21 protein-coding genes are annotated in these 26499 nt (G+C 32.7%); 1 reads left to right on the top strand and 20 read right to left on the bottom strand.

The window, feature by feature from the left end; genetic code table 11:
* The 7 genes from M2326_RS14380 to M2326_RS14350 all read right to left on the bottom strand — a co-directional run.
* A partial coding sequence (locus M2326_RS14380; protein ID WP_264617990.1) for a transposase occupies positions 1–251 on the bottom strand: 251 nt, incomplete at its 3' end.
* A gap of 213 nt (positions 252–464) precedes the next feature.
* A complete protein-coding gene (locus M2326_RS14375) occupies positions 465–2237 on the bottom strand; it encodes a MutS-related protein (protein ID WP_264620243.1) in 1773 nt (590 codons plus the stop codon).
* A 525-nt stretch (positions 2238–2762) separates the two neighbouring features.
* Complete coding sequence (secDF, locus tag M2326_RS14370; RefSeq protein WP_264620242.1) at positions 2763–5735, bottom strand: protein translocase subunit SecDF; 2973 nt, start codon at positions 5733–5735, stop codon at positions 2763–2765.
* A 225-nt stretch (positions 5736–5960) separates the two neighbouring features.
* The gene (locus M2326_RS14365) at positions 5961–6896 is read right to left on the bottom strand and encodes a malate dehydrogenase (RefSeq protein ID WP_264620241.1); all 936 of its coding nucleotides are present in this window, start codon (positions 6894–6896) and stop codon (positions 5961–5963) included.
* A 75-nt stretch (positions 6897–6971) separates the two neighbouring features.
* Entirely contained in the window at positions 6972–8918 is a 1947-nt protein-coding gene (gyrB, locus tag M2326_RS14360; protein ID WP_264620240.1) for a DNA topoisomerase (ATP-hydrolyzing) subunit B, read from the bottom strand.
* A 384-nt stretch (positions 8919–9302) separates the two neighbouring features.
* Complete coding sequence (locus M2326_RS14355) at positions 9303–11204, bottom strand: zinc-dependent metalloprotease (protein ID WP_264620239.1); 1902 nt, start codon at positions 11202–11204, stop codon at positions 9303–9305.
* Between the two features lie 4 nt (positions 11205–11208).
* Complete coding sequence (locus M2326_RS14350) at positions 11209–11580, bottom strand: hypothetical protein (protein WP_264620238.1); 372 nt, start codon at positions 11578–11580, stop codon at positions 11209–11211.
* Between the two features lie 914 nt (positions 11581–12494).
* Between M2326_RS14350 and M2326_RS14345 the strand changes: the two genes are divergently transcribed.
* Positions 12495–12953: an RNA methyltransferase gene (locus M2326_RS14345; RefSeq protein WP_264620237.1), complete on the top strand. Its 459-nt coding sequence runs from the start codon at positions 12495–12497 to the stop codon at positions 12951–12953.
* Positions 12954–13345: 392 nt separating this feature from the next.
* On the opposite strand, the gene M2326_RS14340 is transcribed toward M2326_RS14345, so the two are convergent.
* The 13 genes from M2326_RS14340 to M2326_RS14280 form a co-directional block, all read right to left on the bottom strand.
* Complete coding sequence (locus tag M2326_RS14340) at positions 13346–13588, bottom strand: hypothetical protein (RefSeq protein ID WP_264620236.1); 243 nt, start codon at positions 13586–13588, stop codon at positions 13346–13348.
* Between the two features lie 13 nt (positions 13589–13601).
* On the bottom strand, positions 13602–13814 hold the full coding sequence (locus M2326_RS14335; RefSeq protein WP_264620235.1) for an addiction module component CHP02574 family protein: 213 nt from the start codon (positions 13812–13814) through the stop codon (positions 13602–13604).
* A gap of 250 nt (positions 13815–14064) precedes the next feature.
* Entirely contained in the window at positions 14065–14667 is a 603-nt protein-coding gene (locus tag M2326_RS14330) for a hypothetical protein (protein ID WP_264620234.1), read from the bottom strand.
* 402 nt (positions 14668–15069) lie between these two features.
* Positions 15070–15639, bottom strand: a complete 570-nt coding sequence (locus M2326_RS14325; protein WP_264620233.1) for a hypothetical protein — start codon at positions 15637–15639, stop codon at positions 15070–15072.
* Between the two features lie 250 nt (positions 15640–15889).
* Positions 15890–17125, bottom strand: coding sequence for a hypothetical protein (locus M2326_RS14320; protein WP_264620232.1), 1236 nt, complete (start codon positions 17123–17125; stop codon positions 15890–15892).
* A gap of 423 nt (positions 17126–17548) precedes the next feature.
* Positions 17549–20881, bottom strand: a complete 3333-nt coding sequence (gene gatB/aspS / locus M2326_RS14315; protein ID WP_264620231.1) for a bifunctional amidotransferase subunit GatB/aspartate--tRNA ligase AspS — start codon at positions 20879–20881, stop codon at positions 17549–17551.
* On the bottom strand, positions 20881–22278 hold the full coding sequence (locus tag M2326_RS14310) for an amidase (RefSeq protein WP_264620230.1): 1398 nt from the start codon (positions 22276–22278) through the stop codon (positions 20881–20883). The genes gatB/aspS and M2326_RS14310 overlap by 1 nt, the downstream gene beginning before the upstream one ends.
* 2 nt (positions 22279–22280) lie before the next feature.
* On the bottom strand, positions 22281–22550 hold the full coding sequence (locus tag M2326_RS14305; RefSeq protein WP_264620229.1) for an Asp-tRNA(Asn)/Glu-tRNA(Gln) amidotransferase subunit GatC: 270 nt from the start codon (positions 22548–22550) through the stop codon (positions 22281–22283).
* Between the two features lie 135 nt (positions 22551–22685).
* Positions 22686–23186, bottom strand: coding sequence for a hypothetical protein (locus M2326_RS14300; protein WP_264620228.1), 501 nt, complete (start codon positions 23184–23186; stop codon positions 22686–22688).
* Between the two features lie 41 nt (positions 23187–23227).
* Positions 23228–23641, bottom strand: a complete 414-nt coding sequence (locus M2326_RS14295; protein ID WP_264620227.1) for a type II toxin-antitoxin system VapC family toxin — start codon at positions 23639–23641, stop codon at positions 23228–23230.
* A complete protein-coding gene (locus tag M2326_RS14290) occupies positions 23638–23886 on the bottom strand; it encodes a DUF6364 family protein (protein WP_264620226.1) in 249 nt (82 codons plus the stop codon). The genes M2326_RS14295 and M2326_RS14290 overlap by 4 nt, the downstream gene beginning before the upstream one ends.
* A gap of 63 nt (positions 23887–23949) precedes the next feature.
* Positions 23950–24399, bottom strand: coding sequence for a hypothetical protein (locus M2326_RS14285; protein ID WP_264620225.1), 450 nt, complete (start codon positions 24397–24399; stop codon positions 23950–23952).
* 261 nt (positions 24400–24660) lie between these two features.
* Positions 24661–26433 carry a TonB-dependent receptor gene (locus M2326_RS14280; RefSeq protein ID WP_264620224.1) on the bottom strand — a complete coding sequence of 591 codons (1773 nt, stop codon included), beginning with the start codon at positions 26431–26433 and terminating at the stop codon, positions 24661–24663.
* Positions 26434–26499 lie beyond the last annotated feature (66 nt).

Below are 26499 nucleotides of genomic sequence, written 5' to 3'. Positions count from 1 at the left end.
GCTTCAAGCTCCATTATCTTTTGTTCTGGTCCCTTTGACATAGTGAATGGTGTTTGGTTTTCCCAATCAAAGTTACCAAATTTTCGTAACCATTGTACAATAGTAGCCCGAGACTGAATCCCGTATTCTTTTTTAACTTGGGAAATAGTAGTAATTCCTCGTTCAATTTCTTGAACAATTTGTAATTTAAAAGACATTGAGTAATCTTTTTGGGTACGCTTAACATAGCGTGTTTCTTCATGTTTTTCCATAAGGATACTTTTTGTGTATCGCTATTTCAGGACGGGACACTTATTAAATAAAAAAAGTCCATTTACTTTCGAAAAATGGACTCTTTTTTATTATCTATATCATTTGTTTTTAGCACCAATTACCTTCTATAAATAGCTCTAATTAGTAGCATTTAGTAGGTCATTGCTCCCACAATTAAATTAATAAAACTTTCAAACGCTTTAATACCTCCTTTAAATAACACCCATTTTCTTCATCAAGAAAGACGCACTTTTATTCTGGCAAACGCCATCTCTTAATTTATAATCAAAATAAAGGTCATCATTGACAATTTCGACTTCAAAGCATTTATTAATTAAAGTATCAGGAAAATCATTAGTCGTTAGGCACACTTCTATATCGTGTGTAGCTATGGCTCCAATAGCTTTTTGAGCTATCACTTTTTTCACTACTTCAATCGTTCCATTGCGTTTATCATCTGAATTAGTTCCTCTCAGGATTTCGTCTAGTAATACAAAAGCAGGTTGCTCCTCTAGTGCATCCATAATTTGTTTAAGACGTTTAATTTCAGCATAAAAATACGATTCACTATCAGTCAACGAATCAGACAAGCGCATGGAAACTAGAACAGGTAAAGGATGTACCGTAGCCTCTGAAGCACAAACAACAGAACCAATTCCTGACAATACCATATTGATCCCCAAACTTCTTAAAAAGGTACTCTTACCTGACATATTTGAACCGGTCAATATCATAAAAGACTGCGGATTAAAACTCACTTCATTACCAATTCTAATGTTAGCATTTAGCAACGGATGACTGAGATCCTTAAAATCTATGATAAAATCAGAATTTAATTTAGGATAAACAAAATCTGCATTATTATAGGCGAAATTAGCTAAACTAATCATCGATTCTATTTCACCAATAACCTCTAACCAGTCTTCAAGTGCATGTGCATTTTCTTTTTTCCAAAAAATCAATCGTTTCAAAATGTGTATATTAAACAAGAACGTACCATTGAATAATATTGCTGTAACAAAATTCGAAATAGTGTCATTATTCGAAAAAAGTTCTGATAATTTTTTTAAATGTATACTAGCATTTTCTGACTTAAAAGTCAATTTTTTTTGTAAATCTTTTAATTTATTCGAAGTAAAAGATTCATTTTCTATTTTTTGCAACAAGAAACTATATTGTTTACTTATTGTATCAATATTATCCGAATTTGCTACTTCCAATTGAATGCGTTTTAAAAACATCCCTAAAACAATTAAATTGATTAGTACCAAATAAGATAGTGAATTGGCTAAAACTACATTCGAACTAATCAAATAAGCCACTAAAACACTAACAAAAACAATAGGACTTATGTACGAGAACAAAACTACCCAACGCGGTAAACCAACACTATTGAACGTACTCCATTTCAATAAATTACTATAGGTAATTTCATTATCTCTGGTAACTTTAGCATAAGCTGAGAAATCTTGCCTCCATTCAATCTTAAGGGTTAATTCTTTCACTGCTTCTTGATTGTCCTTGATAAAGTCATTAGAACCTACTTTTAATAGTAAATTGGATAACTTTTTTTTTCCAATATAAGTAGCTGTCCTATTGAGATTTTGAAACAAAGAATGCTCACCAAATATATCCAAGTCGTAGGCATATGGATGATGAAAGTCATTGAATTCAATTCCATTTTCAAAAGGCAACTTTTTATTTTCAAGAAAATCAATTTCATTGGTATTAATTTCTAATAATGCTTCTTGAATTTTTCTTTCGAATTGTAGCTTAGAATGGATTTTCATCAAAACAATAAATCCGATAAAGAATAAAAATGCGCCAATAGCAAAAACGACTTCGCTATTTTGAATATAATAATAAAAACTAAACAGAAAGGCAACGATAGCAATCAATCTCAAAACACTTATAGAGCTGTATTTTTTATTGAGAGTTTCTAAATCATTTTCTAAACTAGCTTTCTTTGAATGATAAATTTTCATAACTGTGATTAATAGGTAAACAAATATACTACAACAGTATTTGTATTGGAATTCTTTTGGAAACATTTAAGACATAAAAATTCTATTTCATCATATATTAAATCCATAAAAAAATTACCTCTAGTATATAATAAAGATTCAAAGCAGTACCGCTCTTCAGTTATAAAAGAATAGTTAATATTTATTACTTAAGTCCTATCAATAGGTTTGATAATTGAAATACGCCAAGGTATACTTTAGCTATTAAAGCTTACTCATCAGTCATTAGGAAAAGTATCTGTAAAACTACTATCACTAGTAATAATAAACTTTTGTTTATTCTATTTTAATAATTTATAGATTACTGAATAGTACTTCTTTCAAATCATCTAAAATTAGCTATCATTAAGCTTTATTATATCATACTTTCAACATGTTTTATTTGATCTATTTATATCTAAGCAACGTGATTTCCTAGAATTATAGCCAATAAAAAAGGGATCCAACATTGTTGAATCCCTTTTTCAATTTATTAAATAGTATTATCTAAACAACATCTTCGTGTTGTTTTTCAATCAAGTTTTTTTCTTCATTCGAGATTGTATCTACCAATACTGGTGTAGCAATGAATAATGAAGAGTATGTTCCAACTACAATACCAATAAGCATTGCGAAGATAAATCCTCTAATAGATTCTCCACCAAAAAGAAACATGATTAATAATACACCAATCATTGTCAAAGAGGTATTTATTGTTCTTGACATAGTAGAGTTAATTGATTTGTTTACAATTTCACCAAAGCTACCTTTAACTTTACCATCCAAGAATTCACGAACTCTATCAAATACAATTACAGTATCATTCATAGAGTAACCGATAACTGTTAGTATAGCAGCAATAAAGTGTTGGTCAATTTCCATTCCAAAAGGCATGAATTTGTAACATAATGAATAGATTCCTAATACAAAGATAACATCATGCGCAACAGCTGCAATTGCTCCTAAACCATATTGCCATTTTCTAAAACTAATCAATAAGTATAAGAATACAATTAATAAAGATCCTAAAACTGCCCAGTAAGCATTTGTTTTAATATCCTCTGCTACTGTAGGTCCTACTTTTGAAGCTTGAAGAATTCCAAATTGCTTCCCATCATAAGCATTTACAAATTTATCATATGTTAAACCTGGAGAATAGTATTTACGTAATGTTTCAAACATTAATTTATTTACTTCTTCATCAGCCTCAGTACCGTGCTCTTTTACTTTATATTTAGTAGTAATTTTCAATTGGTTATCATTACCAAAAACTTTCGCTTCTGCACTACCAAATACTTTTGTCAAATCAGCTTTTACAGCTTCAGAGTCAATAGGTTTTTCAAAACGAACTTGAAAAGTTCTTCCTCCAACAAAATCAACTCCTTGATCCAATCCATTAGTCGCAAGTGAGAATACACTAACTACAATTACAATTGCAGAAAAGATGTATGTGTATTTTTTAACTTTCAAGAAATCAAAATGAAAGTTTGTAAAGAAGTTTTTAGAAAAACTAGTTACAAATGATAGATCGGCTTTTCCTTGAATATTTTTATCAATAAAAATTCTAGCAATAAAAATAGAAGTAAATAATGATGTAATAATACCAATCAACAATGTCGTAGCAAAACCTTTGATTGGTCCTGATCCAAAGATAAACAATACTGCACCAATCAAAATATGCGTCACGTTTGCATCAACGATAGATCGCATTGCTCCAGTCCAACTGTATGAAATTTGAACTGCTTCAGAAAGTGACTTCCCTTCTCTTAATTCTTCTTTTGCACGTTCGTATATAATGATGTTCGCATCAACCGCAGTACCCATTGTTAAAACGATACCAGCAATACCTGGCAATGTTAATACAGCACCTAAGCTAGCTAAGATTCCGAAAAGGAAAAGTAAGTTAACTGCTAAAGCAATATTTGCATACCAACCTGCTTTACCATAATATACCATCATCCATAAAGACACTAATAATAAACCAACTAATGCTGAAGTTGTACCATTATCAATCGCTTCTTGACCTAAGGATGGACCTACTACTTCTGATTGCACAATATCTGCTGCTGCAGGTAATTTACCTGCTCTTAAAACATTTGCTAAATCTGTAGATTCATCAAGAGTAAAACTTCCAGAAATTTCAGATCTTCCTCCTGCAATAGGACCAGTAGTAACTCCAGGAGCAGAATACACAATATCATCTAAAACAATAGCAATATTTGATTTTTGAGTATAAGCTCTACCTGTTAATTCTTCCCAAGTTTTAGCACCTTGTCCACTCATTTCAATAGAAACTGATGGCTTACCTAGTTGATCAAAAGATGCACTAGCACCCGTAACTACTCCACCGCTCATGTCGGCTGTGTTATTTCTATTTCCTTTTAAGGCATATAAAGAAACTGCTTCAACTTGTTTACCGTCTTTATCTTTTAATTTTTCACTAATACCCCAAACAAATTTAGCATAACGTTGGTCAGGAGCTAATAAAATTTTGATATCAGATCTTTTTAAATATCCATTTATAACAGCTGTGTCTTTTGGAGCATATAATCCTAAAACTGGTCCCCCACCTTGAGATAACATTTTATCAAATAAAGGATTATTTCCAACTTTCGTAGCCGTTGAATCTTTAGAATCAGTTAACAAAGCAGTTAAAGAATCTTTAACAACTTTTTTAGTTTCAACCTTGTTTACTTCAGTTTTTTTCAATGCTTCATTGGCAGCCATTAAAAAAGAACCCATTTCATCTATTTTATACGTTTCCCAAAACTCTAGTTGAGCAGTACTTTGTAATAATTTCTTAATTCTATCGACATCTTTAGCACCTGGAAGCTCAACAAGAATTCTTCCTGATTCACCTAACTTTTGAATGTTTGGTTGTGTAACTCCAAATTTATCAATACGTTTTCTAAGTACTCCAAAAGCACTTTCTACAGATTCGTCAACTTTTCTTTTAATAACTTTTTCAACATCCGAATCTGACATTTGAAAATTCACACCACCTTCACCTTGCAAAGAACGGTTTGCAAAAATATCAGGAGAAGCTAATTTCACTGTACCTTTAGAATTGGCAGCAAAAGCTTCAAAAAAAGCATCAAGATAAGTTTGATTTCCTTTTAAGTTTGCAGTAGCGTCAGCTAATGATTTATTAAAAACAGGATTTTTCGAATTGTTAGACAAACCTTTTAATATGTCTTTTACTGAGATTTGTAATATCACATTGATACCACCCTCTAAGTCTAGACCTTTATTTATTTGTTTGTCTTTTACTTCGTCAAAAGTAAAATCAGCAAATCCTAAGTTAAACACTTTTTCTTTACCAATTGAATCTAGATACCTTAGTTCTTTATCAGGATTATTTCCTGCGAAAGCTTTAGCATCATTTTTAATTTTACTCGAAACAAATGTAAACGAGAGTTGGTAAATACTTACCAATGCAAATAGAATTGCGAAAAATTTAATAAGTCCTTTATTCTGCATTATTACTAAAAATTAATTGTTTTATGTTTATTGATTCTTCTTTTTAACTCCTTTATGTGTCTTTACAACTTGTTTTTTATAGTAAAAAACAAAAATATAAAATCACATTAATTTTATAAACCGAGCAAATATATAATTATGGTTAAGACTAACCAATTTATTTATTCATAAATATCAAAAAAAAGACTGCAAAACTGCAGTCTTTTCTATAATATAACGTATTTATTAACCTAAAATAGTTTTCAAGGCATCATTCATCTGTCTGACAGCATCTGCACTTTTAGCAAATAATGCTTTTTCAGAATCATTTAATTTTATATCTAGTATCTCTTCAACTCCATTTTCACCGATAATACATGGTACTCCGATACAAATATCTGATTGACCATATTCACCTTCTACATATACAGAACATGCAATCATTTTTCGTTGATTATTTAATATACTATCAACTAAAAAAGCGACAGAAGCTCCTGGCGCATACCAAGCTGAAGTCCCTAGTAATCCTGTCAAAGTTGCCCCTCCAACCATTGTATCTGCAGCAACTTTTGTCAATACATCTTCAGATAAAAACTGCGTAACTGGAATACCATTATAAGATGCTAAACGAGTTAAGGGAATCATAGTAGTATCACCATGTCCTCCAATAACCATTGCAGAAACATCATTAACAGGTTTGTCAAGCGCTAAACCCAAATAGGTTCTAAAACGAGAGCTATCTAGTGCTCCTCCCATCCCTATAATTCTATTCTTAGGCAATCCAGTAGATTTTAGTGTCAAATAACACATTGTATCCATTGGATTTGAAACAATCACAAAAATAGCATTAGGAGAAAATTCCAATACACTTTGCACAACAGATTTCACTATTCCAGCATTAATACCAATTAACTCTTCACGTGTCATTCCTGGTTTTCTAGGAATTCCTGAAGTTACAACTACAACATTACTATTTGCAGTCTTAGAATAATCATTGGTGACCCCTGAAACAGTCGTATTAAAACCCGTATTGGTAGCACATTGCATGATATCCAAAGCTTTCCCTTCGGCAAAACCTTCTTTGATATCTAATAAAACTACTTCACTAGCAATCCCTCTATAAGAGATTACATCTGCACAAGTGGCACCTACATTACCAGCACCTATTATTGAAACTTTCATACTTAAATATGTTAAACGGTTAATTAGTTTTCTATCATCGAATGTACTTACATACGACTGGTACAATTTACTAAATTAAGCGTCAATATTAGCATAAACTGCATTTTTTTCGATAAACTCTCTACGAGGTGGCACCTCATCACCCATTAACATCGAAAACACTCTATCTGCTTCTGCCAAACTATCAATAGTTACTTGACGCAAAGTTCTAAATCCTGGATCCATTGTAGTTTCCCACAATTGTTCCGCATTCATCTCCCCTAGACCTTTATAACGTTGAATAGCGGCACTTCCACCCATTCTTGCGTTTGCTTGATCGCGTTGGTCGTCATTCCAAGCATATTCCTTTTTATTACCTTTTTTAACTAAATATAACGGTGGTGCAGCTATGTAGATATGTCCTTCTTCTATTAATTCTTTCATGAATCTAAAGAAGAATGTTAATATTAAGGTAGAGATATGACTACCATCGACATCGGCATCACACATAATAATTACTTTATGGTAACGCAATTTTGATATATTTAATGCCTTACTATCTTCGTCTGTTCCAACTGTTACTCCAAGAGCAGTAAATATATTTCGAATCTCTTCATTTTCGAACACTTTATGGTGCATCGCTTTTTCAACATTCAAAATCTTACCACGCAAAGGTAAAATCGCTTGGAAAGCACGGTCACGGCCTTGCTTTGCTGTTCCACCTGCCGAATCTCCCTCGACAAGGTATACTTCACATTTTGCTGGATCTTGTTCTGAGCAGTCAGATAATTTTCCTGGCAATCCACCACCACCCATTACGGTTTTGCGTTGTACCATCTCACGAGCCTTCTTAGCCGCATGACGCGCCTGAGCTGCCAAAATCACTTTCTGAACAATGATTCTTGCATCGTTTGGATTCTCTTCCAAATACGCTTCGATCATATCTCCCACAGCTTGACTCACTGGCGAAACTACCTCTCTGTTTCCAAGTTTGGTTTTTGTTTGCCCCTCAAATTGTGGTTCTGCTACCTTTACAGATATAATTGCTGTCAATCCCTCACGGAAGTCATCCCCTGAGATATCAAACTTCAATTTATCCAACATTCCAGATGCATCTGCATATTTCTTCAATGATCTTGTAAGACCCGTTCTAAAACCTTGCAAGTGCGTTCCACCCTCATGCGTGTTGATGTTATTCACATACGAGAAGATGTTTTCACTATAACTTGTGTTATAAATCAAAGCTACCTCAACCGGAATATCACCTTTATCATGATCCATTGAGATTACATGAGCAATAATTGGCTCACGGTTTCCGTCTAGGTAACGAATATATTCCTTAAGACCTTCAGTTGAATGAAATACTTCACCTATAAAGTTTCCGTCTTTATCTTTTTCTCTTTTATCTGTAAACGTAATCGTGATCCCTTTGTTCAAGTAAGACAGCTCACGCATACGAGCCGACAATGTATCATATGAATACTCTGTAGTTTGTGTAAAAATCGTTGGATCTGGATAAAAAGTTACAATTGTACCTCTTTTAGTCGTTTCACCAATTTGTTTCACAGGGTACATTGCTTTCCCCTTTTCATATTCTTGTTCATACACTTTTCCATCACTACTATGTACAGTAGCAGTCAAGTGCTGAGACAAAGCATTCACACAAGAAACCCCCACACCGTGAAGACCTCCAGAAACTTTATACGAATCTTTATCAAATTTACCTCCTGCTCCAATTTTGGTCATAACTACCTCCAGTGCCGAAACACCTTCTTTTTTGTGCATTCCAACCGGAATACCACGACCATTATCTTCTACAGTGATAGAACCATCTTCATTTATATCCACTCTAATCGTATCACAATGGCCACCCATCGCCTCATCAATCGAGTTATCTACAACTTCATACACCAAATGGTGAAGACCTCGAACACCTACATCTCCAATATACATGGAAGGACGCATCCTTACGTGCTCCATTCCTTCTAACGCCTGAATACTATCTGCTGAATAATTATTTTCTTTCTTGATTTCTTCGCTCATGGTTTTTTATTCTAAAAATGTATTATTTTTTGTCTAACGAACAAATATATAAAAACTCAAATTAGAACACAGCCATAATCAGCTATTAACTACTTAAGTTATTAACATTTTGTTGATTAAATAAACACATAAAAACCATTAAAATTTTATCAACATTGATTTTATCAGACTTCTTTAATGAAGATTTTCGAGTAAAAAAAACTAAAATATGCTAATACGAATTTAGAGAAAGCCATCTCTTAAAAACTACCTTCTTCCTTTTATTAGCTAAATAATTTATTTAAAAATAAGTTCTAGTCATTTTTAAAATAAAAATTTGGCATAAAAAAACTCCCATAATGGGAGTTTTTAAATAAAAAAACCTTTTCTAGATTATACTAATTTTTATTTTTTTATAAAACTTTTTGAAACTACTTCACTGTTAGTAAATTCAATTTTGATAAAATACCTACCTCTTTCTAAATTCCCAACAAAAATTTTATTTGCATTAGATCCTTTAAAAACTAGTTTCCCTAGCGTATCAAAAATTGATATTGCACTTACAGTATTATTAGATGTATTGTTTATATTTAAAACATCATCCGTTGGATTTGGATAAACATTAACTCCTTCATAATCTTTTTCAATACTACCTACAGACAGATTAGTTTCAAACAAAACTGAATAATCTTCAATATTACCGTAGTCAGATACATTAGGGTTACTTACTGTGCTTCCTTCATCAAAATAAGAAATCACCCTCATTCTAAGTCTTTGATTAGCCGTAAAATTACCGACATGGGGAGTTGTAAAATTAAAATCAAAAATTCCTCCATTATTTTTACCAGCTCCACCTACAGTCTGATATACCATCTCATTAGAATCAAAAGTACCATTATTATTATAATCAATAAAAACATTTACCAATTCCTTGTTTTCAGCACTACCTACTCCTACTTTTACTTTCATATTATAAGCCGTATTAGCTAGTAAATTTGTGGTAGGTTGAGAAGCAACTCTATTCAAATAAAAACCATCATTATAAGCTGAAATTGACTTATAAGTATTTCCATTTAAATTTACCTCAAAAATTCCCATTACATCTTGTCCCTGATTAGTTACCTTAGGCATAACCGTTAACGTAGCAGGATAACTACCAGATGGTGCAATATTCGCTATAGATGTTTTAAAAGCAACTCTTGGGCCATCTAGAGTAGCATTAACTCTTGTTCTTTGATCATTAGAAAATCCTTGAAAACATGGGTCGCTTGAATAATTCATAAAGTTATGAATATAATCATTTGGGCCACCACCAGCTACGCAAGTATTGGCTGTTGCACTATAATCTGGGCAATTAGAGTCTGTTCTAATATGTGGAGCTATATCATCACAACCGTCACTATCAACACCTATAGTATTAGTTGTTCCAGGACAACTAGTTCCATTGTTATCTCCCGTAAAAGTATGTAATAAATTTAGATAATGACCAACTTCATGATCTGCAGTTCCGTTCCCGGAAGCATTTGTAGGCCCTGTTCCAAAATCATAATCTGGAGTTGCTGATGGATTATTAGGATTATAAGAAGGATAATAACCAAAAGCTCTAGCTTGACAAACCAAATTATCCGAAACCCCTGCAAAATTTGTCGGTAACGAAGCATACCCCAATGTCCCATTACCAGTTGTTCCCACATCAACACCTTCAATTTTATTTACAACCCAAATATTCATATAATCTTGTGGATTATAATAATAATCTTTGAATAAAACATCACTATCTACTCCAATACTCTCACTTTTTATTCCATTGGTATGGTATTCGGAACCATAAGCTTTAGATGAAACATCATGCCTTTCAATACCCGTTGTTGCGGTACCATCTTCTTTTATTTTGGCTAATACAAATTCAATATTCATTGGATTATTGTAAAAGGCAGAACTACCATAAACCGAACCTTGATTTTGAAAAGCGTCATTTAAATTTGCAATAGCACTTAAAATCTGTTTATCACTAATATTTGGGTAAGTACCTATAGCTTCTCCATTATGAATTACATGTATTATAGTTGGTATTTTTACAGTTACAGTTACTGCTGCTGATTTAAGTTGCTTCTTATTCTGAGCATATTTTCGCGTAAAAGATTCTAATTGCTCTCTATTATTGTCAAAAAAAGAGGGGTTTTTTTGACGTTGTGCCAAGTTAAGAGCATCGGTAGCACACTTATCCGCACGTTGCGCATAAGAAATTGTAGTGCATAAAAAAAGTAAAACAGCTAAATAGCTTAACTTCAAAGTAGTTTTTTTCATTCTTTTAAATTTTAATTAATTTACTGATTGACATGTTTCCCCACATGTTAAGGGCTTTTTTTATAGAAATTGGATTTTCAAGATAATACCTTATTGATTCATCGTTTTTTTTCAGTATTTTCAACCTCTCGACAACAAATTTTTGCCTAAGGTTTGGCGTAAGGTTTTCAAGACTTAAAAAATAAGCTGCTTCACCTTCTTTACCTAATGAAATCTTATACCTTAAATCAAGTTTAACGTCATTTTCAGCCTCAAAATTTTTAATATAACTAAGCAATGGACTATTATATTTATAATCTCTCGGGCAACAAACAGAGCCATACATTTCAATATATCTTATTTTTGCATTTCCATCAATCTCATTATTTGCAGCCATAGTTTTACAACTATAATTTTGAAATAGTATAATAAGTAAGATTATATTTTTAAAAGTTGCTTTCAAGAACAGATTTTTTCGTACAAAAGTACATTTTTTTTCTACAAAACATATGTGTATTCTTATTTTAATACTATTAAATTAGTAATTAATTGAATACCCAAACTTTTTTCACCAATCTGAAACTACGAAGCAGAGTTATAAATAACATTACACAAACTTTTTTTTTATGAATTGAATAAAAACGCATTCCTTAAATAAACTAAAATTCTAACCTAATTTTACTACAGTATATTATTTATTCCAATGAGTTAATTTGATCTGAAAAAATTAGTAGAAGGAAAGCCCAAAAACCTCTATAAATACTAATTTTCAATACAAATGCCGAAATGCTCAGTTCGAAAATTTGCAATTCAATCAACTCTTGATTAAATTAATTTTTAACCTTTGACTTTTTAAATAGAAGTGTTATTTTAGTCATAATATTTACATTCATTTCCCTAAATAATCCGAGTTATATCTTTTATAAATTCTGATTTTTCAAATTGTTGTTACACTAGAGCAGTCACAGAATACAATACAGAACTAAAACTAACAAAATTCTAGATCGTTCGATTTTATCATGGAAACTTATTATTAATATGTATCCGTTTAGGTATTAAATCAGCATCAAAAATGATAAACATTCCATATTTCAATTGCCTTTTGGGCGTGCCACCACCATGCAAAGGGGCTTACCTTAGCACGCGAGTAATAAGCCCCTTTACTTGCTGTTGTCGGGCTATCCATGCTACTTCGGTAGCTTATTCCTATCCCTCACGCAAAACCTGCACGTAAACCAAATTATTATTTAATTTTACTTTCAGGTGTAATAAAAAATTGATAATCCTACATCTAGTTTGTACTTTTGCAGCATGAACGATAATTTTACAACAGAATACTTTGGTATCGGAATACTAAATGGTAAAACTCCCGAAAATCTTGGGGTACTGTGGCGATCCGCGCAAAACCTAGGAGCTAGCTACATTTTTACAATCGGAAACCGATATGCAAAGCAAGCAAGTGACACGCACAATGCTGTAAAATCAATGCCATATTTTCATTACGATAATTTTGATGATTTCTTCAAGAACCTACCCAAAGGTGCACGGTTGATTGGTGTGGAACTGGATGATAGAGCCGAAGATTTAGAAACTTTTGAACACCCAAGAAGATGTGTTTACCTACTAGGCGCCGAAGACAACGGACTTTCTAAAGCAGCCATAGAAAAATGCCATTCACTAATAAAATTCAAATCCGAAAAAAGTTTGAATGTATCAGTTGCTGGGAGTATTGTACTTTATGATAGAGGAATTAACAAGCCGAGGTCTTAGGCAAAAGTCAATGGCAAATTTCAATTAGCCAAACAATTTAAAAAAAGAATCAACAATACCGAAACAACAAGACGGAGCAATTGATCGATTTTATTGTTACCTATTAGAATAATCTTTAGGGTTTCTGTAAGCGTAAATCACAGCTAAAACAACGATTTGCTTTTTAGTTTCGTTTATAATGTAATGAACATGATACGGAAATTGTTTTAATAGAACCGTTCTAACATTCTTGTATTTTATTTGAAAGGAAGTGGGAAAATCGGCAATGTGTTTTTTAGCTTCGTCAATCCTATCTAAAAAAGCAATGGCCAATTCGGGATTTATATCTTTGTAGTAATCAACAATATCTTAAATATTAATAGGGACAGCAGGTCTATTTACAAAACCATAGCTCATATTCCTTTTCTGATCTTGTCAAGTGTAGTATCAAAATCAACAACATCATTAGGATTTTTATAATAATCTTCTAAACGCTCGTTAAGAATATTTTCTTGCCACGAGCTTAATTCTGATATGTCTTTAGACTCTTCATCTTGCAAATCCGAATACTTACTTTTCAGCTTTCGCCATTCTTCAATAGGAATATAAACCCCTGTTGTATTCCCTTGCTTATCGTGAATAAATTGTAGTGTCATAGCTATATATATTTTATTTTTCCAAATCGTCAATCATTTCAAAAGCGTCCATAGTTGCTTGAGGATCATTTAGCCTACTCAAAACAATGTCTTTTTGCCATTGCGGTAACTCGTCTTCTAGGTTTTCAATATCAGGGTAGCATTTTTTCATGATTTCCCAATCTTCTATAGCAATTACAACAGCTGTCTTATTTCCTAAATTATCGGATATATACTGAACATTCATACTGATTATGATTTAAATAGCTTTTATCAAAGATACAAAAAACTTTAGTACGTTTAATAACATTATCAAGCCAATGGCTAAAACAGTTTGCTAGTATCATTTATTTCTAAAACAAAAAACTACAACTTTTTTAGGGTTGTAGTTTTTTGTTTTTCTTTGTGGGCACGAGTTAGAAACTTGTGCTAGCCTTTGAACTTATTTTTGCTTGCGCTAGCGGGAATATTTATTACATATCTAGGACGTCGGGCTTTTATCTTAAATGTACCACTGAAATTTTATCTGAAATATTTGTAGTTATGAATTCTTCAAATTGATTTTTTTCTTCATCGTTTTCCAGAACAAAGATTGGAGAACCTTTTGAAATTTCATCAGCAACGTGTTGTCTGAAAGTCACGTAAGTTTTTTTAATGTCGTGATTAAAAACAATTCTTTTAATAGTTGATAAGTCAAGACAGCTGGAAGAAACATTTATAGCATTTTGCTTTTGAATCGATCCGAATTCTAAATCAAATATTATTCTTTTGACAGTTGTAAAAGGGATAGCGATCACTCCTAATGCGATAACAAATGATCCTATTAAAAGTACAACTCCAATCTTGACTAAGAATGATCCTCCTTCACTAAATTCAGCGATTAAGAAAAGTAAAAGTAGGCAAACTCCAATTGCTGTTATTCCATAAAAGAATTTCTGCTTAACTTCTATAGTAACATTTGGTTTTATGAACATGATTTTATCTTTCAAATCTTTATCAAATTGAAAAATTTCCAAATCTTGATTCGCTAGATTATCATCTTTTATTTGTTTCAAATTATCATCTTTCCAGATAATTTTCAAAGAGTTGATTTTTGCCATTTATTTATCGGTTGGTTTTTTAAACTTTCGAACAACGTCAGTCTATAAAAAAACCTCTATTGTTAATTCAAACAAATATAGCAAAATATTTTAGTAATAGAAGGAAAAGTTGTTTGTTCAAAAACGTAACATATCACAGGAATTTCCTGTCAACAACTACAAATAAGCAAAAACAAGTTTTGAATCAAACCTAGTTAATCTCAAAGTTTCGTGAGTGGAAAACACAAAAAAATCAACCCAAATTGCTCCCAAAAAAAAGAGGCGCAACTGCCTCTTGAAATTCTCTCTAAAACTTTTACGAAAACCCTATAGCGTTGACGGCAGGTACTCCGGTTCCGTTCAACACGGGTTTCAATGTTCGTGCTGCGCACGCAACGAAACCCAAGCTGTTGGCAGCAGTTTTCATGAATTTTCATTAAATCCGCTTTGCTTAACCCAATTTTTATATCTGTCGGGATTAATTTTTTCAGTAAAAAAGAGCCTATTGAAAATTGTACTAAACTGAGAGATATTTTTGAAATTGTCCATTTTCATCCTGATTGTAAATGGTATATATTTATTTAAGGCTTTTCCGTTATTCAGAGTTATTTCCATTTTATCTCGCAGCATATAATTGTCATAACATATGAATTCCTCTATTCCAATTTTTTCATGTTTAAAAATCCATTCTTGCACTTTTATTTGATCTTGTTTAATATTATGATAATACTCTAGTTCTTTTTCTAAATAGAAATCGCATTTTTTTAAGTACGATAATTTTTCTAATTCAACATATATGTCAAAAAATAAGCAATCTATTTGTCTATTCCAACACAGACAAGGAATTTTAAATTCTAAATGTGAACAAGATAATTTCTGTTTACTTTTATTAAATAGAGATGAATATTTTAAAAGCCAAAATTCAATCTTTTCAAATGACAGATAGCCATCGTTTTTCAATTCACTTAAATCATTAATAGCTTCTTTAAACATCTATTATTATATTTGGTTATTGTATGTAAAATTAATTTTTAAACTAAAAGTATTTTTTTTTACTGGTCCGAGCAGAAATTCTACAAAGGCTAGTGCGAGTTTCTAACTCGTACTCACAAACATAATCAATTCATATCAATATCTAAAACAGTTTGGTCATTATCATTTATTTCTAAAACAAAAAACTACAACTTTTTTAGGGCTGTAGCTTTGTTTGCTCATCTTTACGGGCACGAGTTAGAAACTCGCGCTAGACTTTGAAATTATTGCTGCTCGCGCCAGCAAGGGGGATTATTCTAATTATTTCTGATTGAAATTCATATTCATCCTCAGAGTTTATAAGTTTTCTATATATTTCTACAGTAAATTCATTGAAATTTATTTTAAAGCTATCACCAATATTCAAATTTGGATAAAATTTCTTTTCACAAATAATATTTTTTGGACCATAGTAACAATTATTGTAAAAAAGATGATAATCTGTTAGCCAATCTCCAATCTTGGTTACTATATATTCATTAACGTTATCAAAGTAATTTTTGGGATATAGTTCAAGGATTGAAGCATTAGAATATGCCTTTAAAAAAAGATTTTCTCTAAATCTATCATTAATCATTAGTTCAGCTTCTTGAGTTGTCCATCTTTTTTGAATTTTTAAATTAGGAACTAATTTAAGCTTGTCAAGATATTTATATTCTAATGTTATTTTGTATATAATATCTGCTACATATTTACAACACTCACGAGGATAGAGTATAATTTGTTCTTCTGAAAACCTAATTACACACCAATTATTTCTGGTGAAGAAGTCATCTCTGTAACCATCATTATATTCATCCATACAATGAATTGGTTTTTTTTCGCTTAATGAATAAGGTTCATCTATTTCAATATCTATACAAATGTTATTATTTTGAAACACAAAATCAGGAGTATAATCATAATAGTTTTCGTAAGATTTTATGATTCTGTGTGGTTTAATTTCTTCACCGAAGAAGTGGTGTAAAAAGTAAAGAAAAAAAGACTCGCTATAACCTTTTTTAGTATTGATAATTTTGAAATAAGGTTGATTGTAGAGCTGTGAATGTACTTTAATTTTATTTTGTTTGTATTCCTTAATTTTGTTTTCAAATTTTAAAAATGCCAACTCTCTTCTACGTCGACTATTTTCTTTGATAATTTCTTGTTCTATTTTATTAAAACTTTTACGTTCGATTAAGTATTTTTTAATAATATCTTTGGTTTCTGTAAACGCTAAAAATAAATATAATATTCCAATTACAACAAGTATGGTTATTATTAAGATTTTATAATAGTAATAAAAAAGAAACAAACTTAAGGAAAAGAATATTAAACTAATGCAATATGGTTCATATGGAAATTTGAATTTTTTTTTAACAGGAATTTTGATTGGTTCTAAATCAATTAAAGAGTTGTCAAGGTATCTTTCAATTATTTCGGAATATTTAGCATATGGATAATACATTCTTTTGTCTTAAAAATTTTATTTAGGTTCTTTAATTCGTCCCTTCGTTTTAAAATTACCGCCAACTTGAATATGTGTGAAACAAACCTTCGTATATACACCCAAATTTGGGTAGATTAGCGAAAGTTTTTTTCGCTTTATTGTTTTTCAAAAGTAATCAAAAAAGATTACAAATCATCAAAAGGACTTTTTATATGTTGCCTACTTTTCATACTTATTTACGGATTTTCACTTCGTTTTTTAATGGAGTTTTTTTATTCAATAATTTCTTTCCGACCGCTTGGACATGTACCTTTGTAGCTGATAGCGTAGAATTGTATTCTGTGCCTATTCCCATTGAGTTTTTATTTATTATATTTAGAAAGCGGATTCCTATCTTTCGATACAAATCCGCTTTTTAAATTATTTGAAGATTTTAAAACCTTATTTCCTCAATATCCTTACATTCATCTCCTCTACTTTTCTATCTGATAAAAGTGATGGTGCTCCAAATAATAAATCTTCACTAGATCCTGTTTTTGGGAAAGCCATTACTTCTCTAATCGATGCTTTTTTCTCCAAAATCATCATTAGTCGGTCGATTCCCCAAGCGATTCCTCCGTGTGGTGGCGCGCCGTATTGGAAGGCTTTGTACATTGTTCCTACGCTCTTCATCATCTCTTCTTTGTTGTAACCCATATTTCTATAAGTCGCTTCGAGAATTTCCGATTTGTGTGCACGAACAGAACCTCCACCTATTTCGTAACCGTTTAAGATAATATCGTATTGTTGTGCGATGATCGTTCGAATTTCGTCTTCGTTACCATCCATGTGTTTTTTCAAATCATAGATTGCTGGCATCGAGAACGGATTGTGAGTAAACGTCCATCTTCCTTCGTCTGTTTTTTCGAACATAGGGAAATCAACTACCCAAGCCGGACGCAATTCCTTCGGGTTAATCAAATTCAACATTCTACCCATTTCTTGACGAACGGCATCCAAAGCTTTGTTTGCCGTAGCATAATCTGCTGCAGAAAAGAATACAATATCGCCTACTTGTGCATCAGTCGCTTTGATGATTCCTGCTGCAATTTCTTCACCTAAGAATTTAATAATTGGTGATTGCAATTCAGTTTCATTTACAATGATATAAGCCAAACCACCTAAACCGTGTTGTTGTGCAACGGCAGTCAATGTTTCAATCTGACCTTTGGACATACGTTTGTTTCCTTGCTCTTGAGCCGAAACTTTGATACATTTTACAATTCCACCTTCATCAATTGGTTTACTGAATACTTGGAAAGTCGTTTCTTTCACGATTTCGGTAATGTCTTGCATTTTCAATCCGTAACGCAAATCAGGTCTATCACAACCGTAGAAATCCATAGCATCTTTATAGGTAATCATTTCAAACGGATGCAAAATCCATTTTTTACCATATATTTTTGTAACGATGTCATTGAACATTTTGGTATTCAAATCGATAATTTGTTGCATGCTTGCGTATGCCATTTCGATATCCAATTGCGTAAATTCTGGTTGACGATCTCCACGAGAATCCTCATCTCTAAAACAACGTGCAATTTGGAAATATTTCTCATAACCACTTACCATCAACATTTGTTTGAACTGCTGTGGCGCTTGTGGCAACGTATAAAAGAAACCGGCTTGCTTGCGTGTTGGAACGATAAATTCACGAGCTCCTTCATCGGTTCCGGCGCTTAGAATTGGAGTTTCAATTTCTAAAAACTCTTCTTCATCTAAGATATCACGCAATAATTTAATCACTTTATGACGGTTGACAATAGCTCTACGAACCTCATCATTTCTATGGTCTAAGAATTTATATTGAAAACGAGTTGCTTCATTTGTTTTGGCAGCTCTTTTTATTTCGAAAGGCAAGGTTTTCGATAAATTCAAAATTTCTAAAGCAGACGTTTCCATTTCGATTTTACCCGTACGCAATCCTGCATTGAAATCATCTTCATTACGACCCACGACAATTCCTTTTACAGAAATCACAGATTCTGGTTTTAATTTCACCAAATCATCAATATTTGGGAACGATTCTCTACTAATACGAACCTGGAAAATCTCGTAACTAGAATCACGCAAATCGATAAACATCAATTCTCCGTGGTCACGCACAGACGCTACCCAACCAGACAATTCTACTTCTTGATTGATATTTTCCTCAGACAGTTGTGAGATTTTGTGTGTTCTGTAATTGTCTTTTATTATAATTGGCACTTCCGGAAGGGTTTCTTCTTGATGTCCTTTGCTCTCTACTTCTATTTCTTTCGAATCATTTTGAGCAGCTTCTTTCTTTTCTAAAACGGCTGCAGCTCCCAATTGATCCAAAATAATTTGACGAATTACTTTTCCATCGGCACCTTTACCAACCACACCTAATACTTTACCAACCAAAATACCCGCTTTTCCTTGGTTTCCGGCTTTAATGTCATTGGCTACAGCTTCGTTTTCAGCAAGTACTTTAGTAATTACTTCTTGGATTTTATCTTCAGAAATGGTGTTTTCTTCGAAATACTTATTATAATCAAAATTATGATCTTTCAAATAGCCTGCAATCGCATTTTGAACTAAAACCGCCGTAATTTTTTCGGCTTTGAATAATACAAAAATGGTAATTAAATGCGCTATGTTATTAATTTTGACATAATCCTCTGCTTTTACATTGTTAGCTAAAGTTTTAGCCACAAACGAAGGATCATTTATCGAATTATTTAAGGTTACAAAGGTTCTAGAACGCAAAGCATCTGCGGTAAAAAACTTAGCATCTTGCGGCAATACACCACCTTTTATCAAAATTGATTCTACGGCGAAAGGCAAAGAAGCGGTATCTACAGAAATAGCTTCAATTTCTTTTTTGATGTTTACAAAAGGTAAATCTGGCTCCGAAATAAAACGGTAATCTGCTTCGAATTCCTTTTTACGCATCACTTTGGTTTGCTTCAAATCGGCATCCCATAAAACTGTGGTTTGATCGGGTCTAAACGCTTTATTTTCGATAAAATAATTGAATTGCTTCTCTACTTCTTCCTTCAAAGCTTCGACCATAAACTTAAACGAGTTCAAGTTTTTGATTTCCGTTCTTGGGTTTAATTCGGCGCTGTCTTTTTTACGTAACGAAACCGAAACATCCGATTTGAATTCTCCTTTTTCAAGGTTCGCTTCAGAGATTCCTAAATTTTGAACGATACGCTGAATGTATTGCGCATAAGTAGATGCATCTTCGATATTTCGAAGACAAGGCTCTGTAACAATTTCGATTAATGGCACACCTGCTTTGTTGAAATCGACTAACGAAATTTTCTTTTCGTGCATCAATTTGGCAGCGTCCTCTTCGATATGAACCTGAGTCAAATTTACTGTAAACTGAGAACCATCATTTCTATAGCAAGAAACGTGACCATCAGGAATTACAGGATTATGATATTGTGTAATTTGAATGTTCTTTGGGTTGTCTGGGTATTCGTAATGCTTTCTATCCCAAGAAATCACTTCGTTGTTAAAGGTCGATTCTACCGCTTTTCCAAAATAAATCGCTTTGGTTATCGCTTCTTTATTTAGGGCAGGCAAAACGCCCATTTGTCCCGTACAAACCGAACAGATATTTTGATTAGGTGTTTCAATTTCTTGATTTGGACAAGAACAAAACAACTTGGTTTTGGTATTTAATCGAACGTGAGTTTCAATTCCGATTACCAATTCTAAATCGTGGGCAATAATCGCCGCATTTAATTGTTCCAATTCCATTATAGTGTATCTTTTAAGAAGTTAGCAAATTGCATCACTAATTCGTCATTATTTTTTGCTGCCGTAATTTGCAGTCCTGTACTTGTTCCTTGTGGCGCCGTCATTGTTGGTAATTGTCCCAAACTAAAACCTACTGTGTAAGCATCTGACAAATACATCGCCAAAGGATCTTTCAAACTGTCTCCGATTTTTGGAGGAGTACTTGGCGTTACTGGTGATAAAATGATATCAACTTCTTCAAAATCCTTACGGAAGTTTTCCGAAATTTGATCTCTTAAAGCCAGTCCTTTCAAATAAATCGCATCCGAGAAACCTTGAGACAATACTTGGTTCCCTCCTACGATTCTGCGTTTTGTTTCTTCCGAAAAATTCTCAGAACGCGTTACTGCGTAAGTTTCAATTAAGTTTTCAGACTCGATTCGGTTTCCGTAGTTTGTCCCGTCTAAACGTGATAAATTGGAAGCCGTTTCGGCCATTGCCAAGGTATAATAAGTCGAAACTAAAATATCTGACTTAAAGAAATCCAATTCTTTTACAGCAATTCCTTTGGCTTTTATTTTTTCGATAGCTGCTAAAAAGTCTGCTTTTACTTGCGCATCGATAGCATCACTTTCGATAAAATTTTTAAAATAACCGATTGTTTTTACAGTCGAATGAGAAATTGCTTCTTCTGAAATTTCGTTTGATGCAATCGAAGTCTGGTCTTTTGGATCTTTTCCGCTCATGACATTCATCACAATACGAATGTCTTCGATTGATTTTGCCAATGGGCCGACGCAATCTGTAGAGGACGCATACGCCATCAAACCAAATCTAGAAACACGACCGTAAGTTGGCTTCAAACCATAAATATGATTGTAACCTGCAGGCTGACGAATTGAACCTCCTGTGTCTCCACCTATAGAAAAAACGGTGTAGTCTTTAGCAACATTTACAGCAGAACCTCCGCTTGAACCACCTGCAACCAATTCTGGGTTAATGGCATTTTTTACCGCTCCAAAAATGGTGTTTTCGCTAGAAGAACCGTGACCAAAACTATCGCAGTTTTCTTTTACTAACGGAATGGCACCAGCATCTAATAATTTTTGAATGGCAGTTGCTGTATATGGTGATTTATAATTTTTCAACAAATCAGAACTTGCTGTTGTGTAGGTTCCTTGCACCATGTACACATCTTTGATTCCAAACGGAATACCTTCCAACAAGCCGATTGTTTCTCCATTTGCAATTTTCGCATCTACTTTTGCCGCCAATTCAAGCGCCATTGTATCTAACAAAGCATTTACCGAATTGTAGGTATTTTGCTTTAGCAAATCGAGTCTTTCTTGCACCAATGCAGTACAAGTTATTTCTTTTGACACCAATTGTTGGTGTATATTTTTTATTTGAGATTCCATCATTATCCTTCTATAACTTTAGCAACTACTAAAAATCCATTTTTCTTGTTTGGGAAATTTTCCATGATGAGTTCTTTCTCAATCGCCGAGCTTTCGATTACCACATCATCTCTTAAATCACTTACAGACACGCAATTATAATTGACATTATTGGCAGCATTATTATTTGATGCATTTGCATTCTTGATTACATCAAACAATTTATTCACACTCTCGGAAGGCTGTGCTCCTTTAATACTCGACAAGACGTCGACTGTCATTATTTTGCTCATAATTTAATTTAGTTTTAAAGTCAAACTTTTACGGTCGCGAAATTACGAAAAGTTTTATTAGGGATTTGAGTTTTTTGGTAATGATTTAGAGAGAACAAAAGCAAAAGTCTATAATAAAAAGATAGAAGCATTTAATTATGAGAGGCGATTTAGAAACTTTTTCCAAAAATCTATAGTCACAAGTAAAAGTTTTTCAAAATCTATTTCCTCACTATTTTCATTTGTAATTACAAATCTTGGAACTGCAAAATCGTGTCTACTAAAATCACCCGAAGAAAAGTCTCCTGTAGAAACAATCGTACGATGCTTTTGATTTACCTTACAGTGTTTTGAACCGTTTGTAATCATTCTCATATATTCTAATTCTGGACAAGATTCTTTTAAAAATTCTTGATATTTTGATATACCAGACACTGTTTTTTTGCCCTCCTTAGAATCCTGAAAACGTTCGTCTTTTTTGTAAAACTCTTCATATGTCCAGTCAGTAAGATGCCAAGAAGTTATTGCGCAATTTATTGCAAATCGAGGATTAAGATGTGCTTTGTCAAAATCTCCATACTCATCACTTAATTTTTTTAAAAAACCTTTTGAATTTGCAATTTCAAAAGAATTGCTCGGTAAAAAATTGTTATTCATAAATTATATCTTTAATGTAAATCCTAATTAAGAAAAATTTGTCACATAACACTACTCAAATATTCCTCAGCGGTCATAATGGGTATTGTAGCAGTCTTAAAATCTTTTCCGTTTCGTGTTATAATAATCGAACAATTGGATTGTAACGCTGTAAAGTATTGAACAGCATCTTCAAAATCTTTAAAACTTGAATTCAGTCCTTTTTCAATCGTTTGTTCATCCACTTCACAAACTTCACAGATTATTTTAAACTTTCGAAGTTTATTTAAAACCGACTCAGAACTTTCAAATTTATTTAAAACGTAATCTACTGTTGTGAAAGAAAGAGGCGATGCAACCAAAGTAATTTTCTTTCGATCAGCCATAGTCGCAACCTTGGCAATCGAATCATAGAAAGGCATTCTTTCTCCCAACAAATCCAAAATTACATTGGTGTCTAAAAATAGCCTAGTCATTTGTACTTTTGATCTAAATAATCTGCTCTATCTTTTTTATAATCGTAATCCGCTGGAATAGAGATGCCTGACGAAAGGCTTTTTACAAAAGGAGAGATTTGTATATCATTATTGGGTTTATCCGAAGTTAGAGAGTTAAGATAATTCTCTATCAGCCTTGACAAACTTAATTTCTTATCAGAAGCATATTGCTTCGCTTTTTCAATTATCTCTTGATCAAGCTTTAAAGTGAGTTTAGTATCCATAGTTAATTATTTATACGTACAAATATACAAATTTTAGGCGTATAAATTTATTTTAAATAATTATTATTCCACGCTCTCAATCAAATACTTGGTTCCATTTATTTCGAAAGTAAAGCCTACTCTATTTCCCATCAACTTATTCCCTAGTGGCGCTTGTGGCGAAAGTGCAATTACATTTATTCCTTCGATGTTGATTTTTGGTAAAGCCAAAGAAAGATAAAGGTATATTCCGTTTGCTTTGACGAGGCTTCCTAACGAAATCGTTTCGGCAACAATCTCAGGATTAATTTTTTCTAACACTGATTTTTGAGTGATTACTTCGCTCAATTTGGTATTTAGTTTTTCTTGCTCCAAGTGCATCATAGACAAAGCGGTCTCATGCTTGTCTCCTGCTGAACCTTTGGCGTCGTTCTTTGCATCTTCTGTCAATCCGGAAATCATGTCTCTAAAAACATCGATTCGGTCTTGTACTTGAAGGGAATAATGCGAATGTATTTTTTGCTTGAAAGTCATTTTTTTTAGTGGCTAGGTTGCTAAGATACTAAGTTTCGTTGTTTTTTAGAATTCTAAATTGGTTGCTATTTTTTTTTGCGTGAAGGATAGAAGTGGAAATCCTTGTGGCGGCGGGCATTTATGCCGCCACAAGATTGCAACGTATAGCCTGACCCGCTTTTTTCGGCGGGGCACGCCCTGAAAATTAAAAAAGCACAAGAACACAGCGTAATAATACTTTGTGAATCTTGTGCTTTCTGCGTACACTTTGTTATTTAAACATTAGAAATCAAATTTATAATTGGCTCCTAGTACAATTTGAACTCCTTGTACAGGGTAGTTTAGCCATTTTTGATACCCATTATTAGTTATATTATTCGCTTTCAAGAAACCTGTCAAACGATCACTGTGTTTGTATCCTATGTGTGCATTTAAGTCAAAATAGCTATCTAGTTTTACTGCTGTAGATGGTACAAAAGAAGTATTTTGCTGCATATCCATACGACTGCCGACATAAAATAGTTGCACACCCGTAAACCATTTTTGAGTAAGATTTACATCCAAATTTGATTCAATTTTTACTTTTGGTAAATTCCAAGCTTCTTGCTGCGCGCCAGTAGTAAAGCTATTAAAAGTTCCTGTCAATCCGAAAGTGACGTTTTCTGAAAAATTCGCCTTTACGTTTCCTGAGAAGCTTAGTGTCTTAAGGTCATCATACACTACCTGAAATGCATTTCCATAAGCGTAAGCTGCATTATTCGCACTTTCGTTATAATCTTGGCTTTTAAATAATGCTTTATTTTTTTCGTTTAGATAAGCTGCTCTAAGATTATAACTTACATTACTAGCCAATTTACCTTTTAATCCTGCAGAAATATCATACTGCTTGTCTGTTGGTTTGATATAGTTTCTTGTTATTTTATCTCCCATTGTTGGCGATAAATATGGGTTTATATCTGCAAATTGTTGATATGAATTTTGTTCTAAACTCCCTTCAGCTCCTGCATAGAAAATCATCAAATCACCTACCACTTTCAAAGAGGCTGTAACTTGTGGGTAAACAAATACTGTACCTCTACTGTTTTCAATGTCTCTACTGTAGAAAACTCCAGCACCCAAATTAAGCGTCCAATCATCTTTCAACATAACAAAGCTAGGTTGGATTCCGACATTCGTATATCCGTATTTGATGGCTTGAGTATTGGTTTTTAAATAATTATTTTCAAAACTTCCTCCAACGTAATCAACCACAACTTTGGTTTTTACCAGTTCATCTCTTACATCAAACTGAAAGGTAGGTTGCGCAATAAATCTATTTTCGTTTGACCCAAAAGTATCCGAAAAATGAATGAACTTCAAACTAGCCTGATTCAAAGCACTTTCATCAAATGAAAACCTACTTCCTATCGAAAAAGTATTAAAAGCATGTTGTGGCTCAATACCATTAATCAAATTATTTCGATCAGATGGTATTAGTGTACTTCCAAAACTCCCAGGTAATCCGTACCAATTATAACTTTGATTTTTATATCCTAAATCTAAGTTAAATGACATGGCTTCATAATTACCTCCGTAATTCAAATCAAGTGCTGTGTCATAAAAACTAGTATTCAAATCGGCATTTTTAATTCCTCCCTGTGAAGATAAATGACGAAACATACCTCCTACATAATTGTTATTGTTTAAATCTTTGTTTACAAAAAGTTCTGCATTTATAGTTCCAAAATTACCAATTCCTAACGTTGCATAGTTATCGTATAAATGGGCTTGTTCTGTTTTATCTACACCTTCTGCCTTCCCTTTTAAAGGTGCAAAAGTGGAGGCAACAGGGAATGAAAAAATAGAATATTTAATCGTTTCTTTTTTTGCATTTCCATCATCATCTAGTGACGGAATCTCTTTAATTTTATTTGCATCTGATATGGTTGGACTGTACGATTTGGTTACTGTAACCTCTTCTGACCCTATGTTTGCATCTCTTTTTTGAGCCAATGTTACCTGCGCAGTCATTACTACAATTGCTAAGGCTATATTATTTTGGAAATTGAATTTCATATTTTATATTTTTTTGAAATCAGTCTAGTTCCTTTCAAACCTAAACTTATGTTTTCTTGAAATTTT

This window comes from Flavobacterium psychraerolatum, assembly GCF_025960985.1.
In the GTDB taxonomy this organism is placed as follows: Bacteria; Bacteroidota; Bacteroidia; order Flavobacteriales; family Flavobacteriaceae; genus Flavobacterium.
The sequence above is the reverse complement of the archived record's forward strand: the minus strand, read 5'-3'. Positions and strand labels throughout refer to the sequence as shown.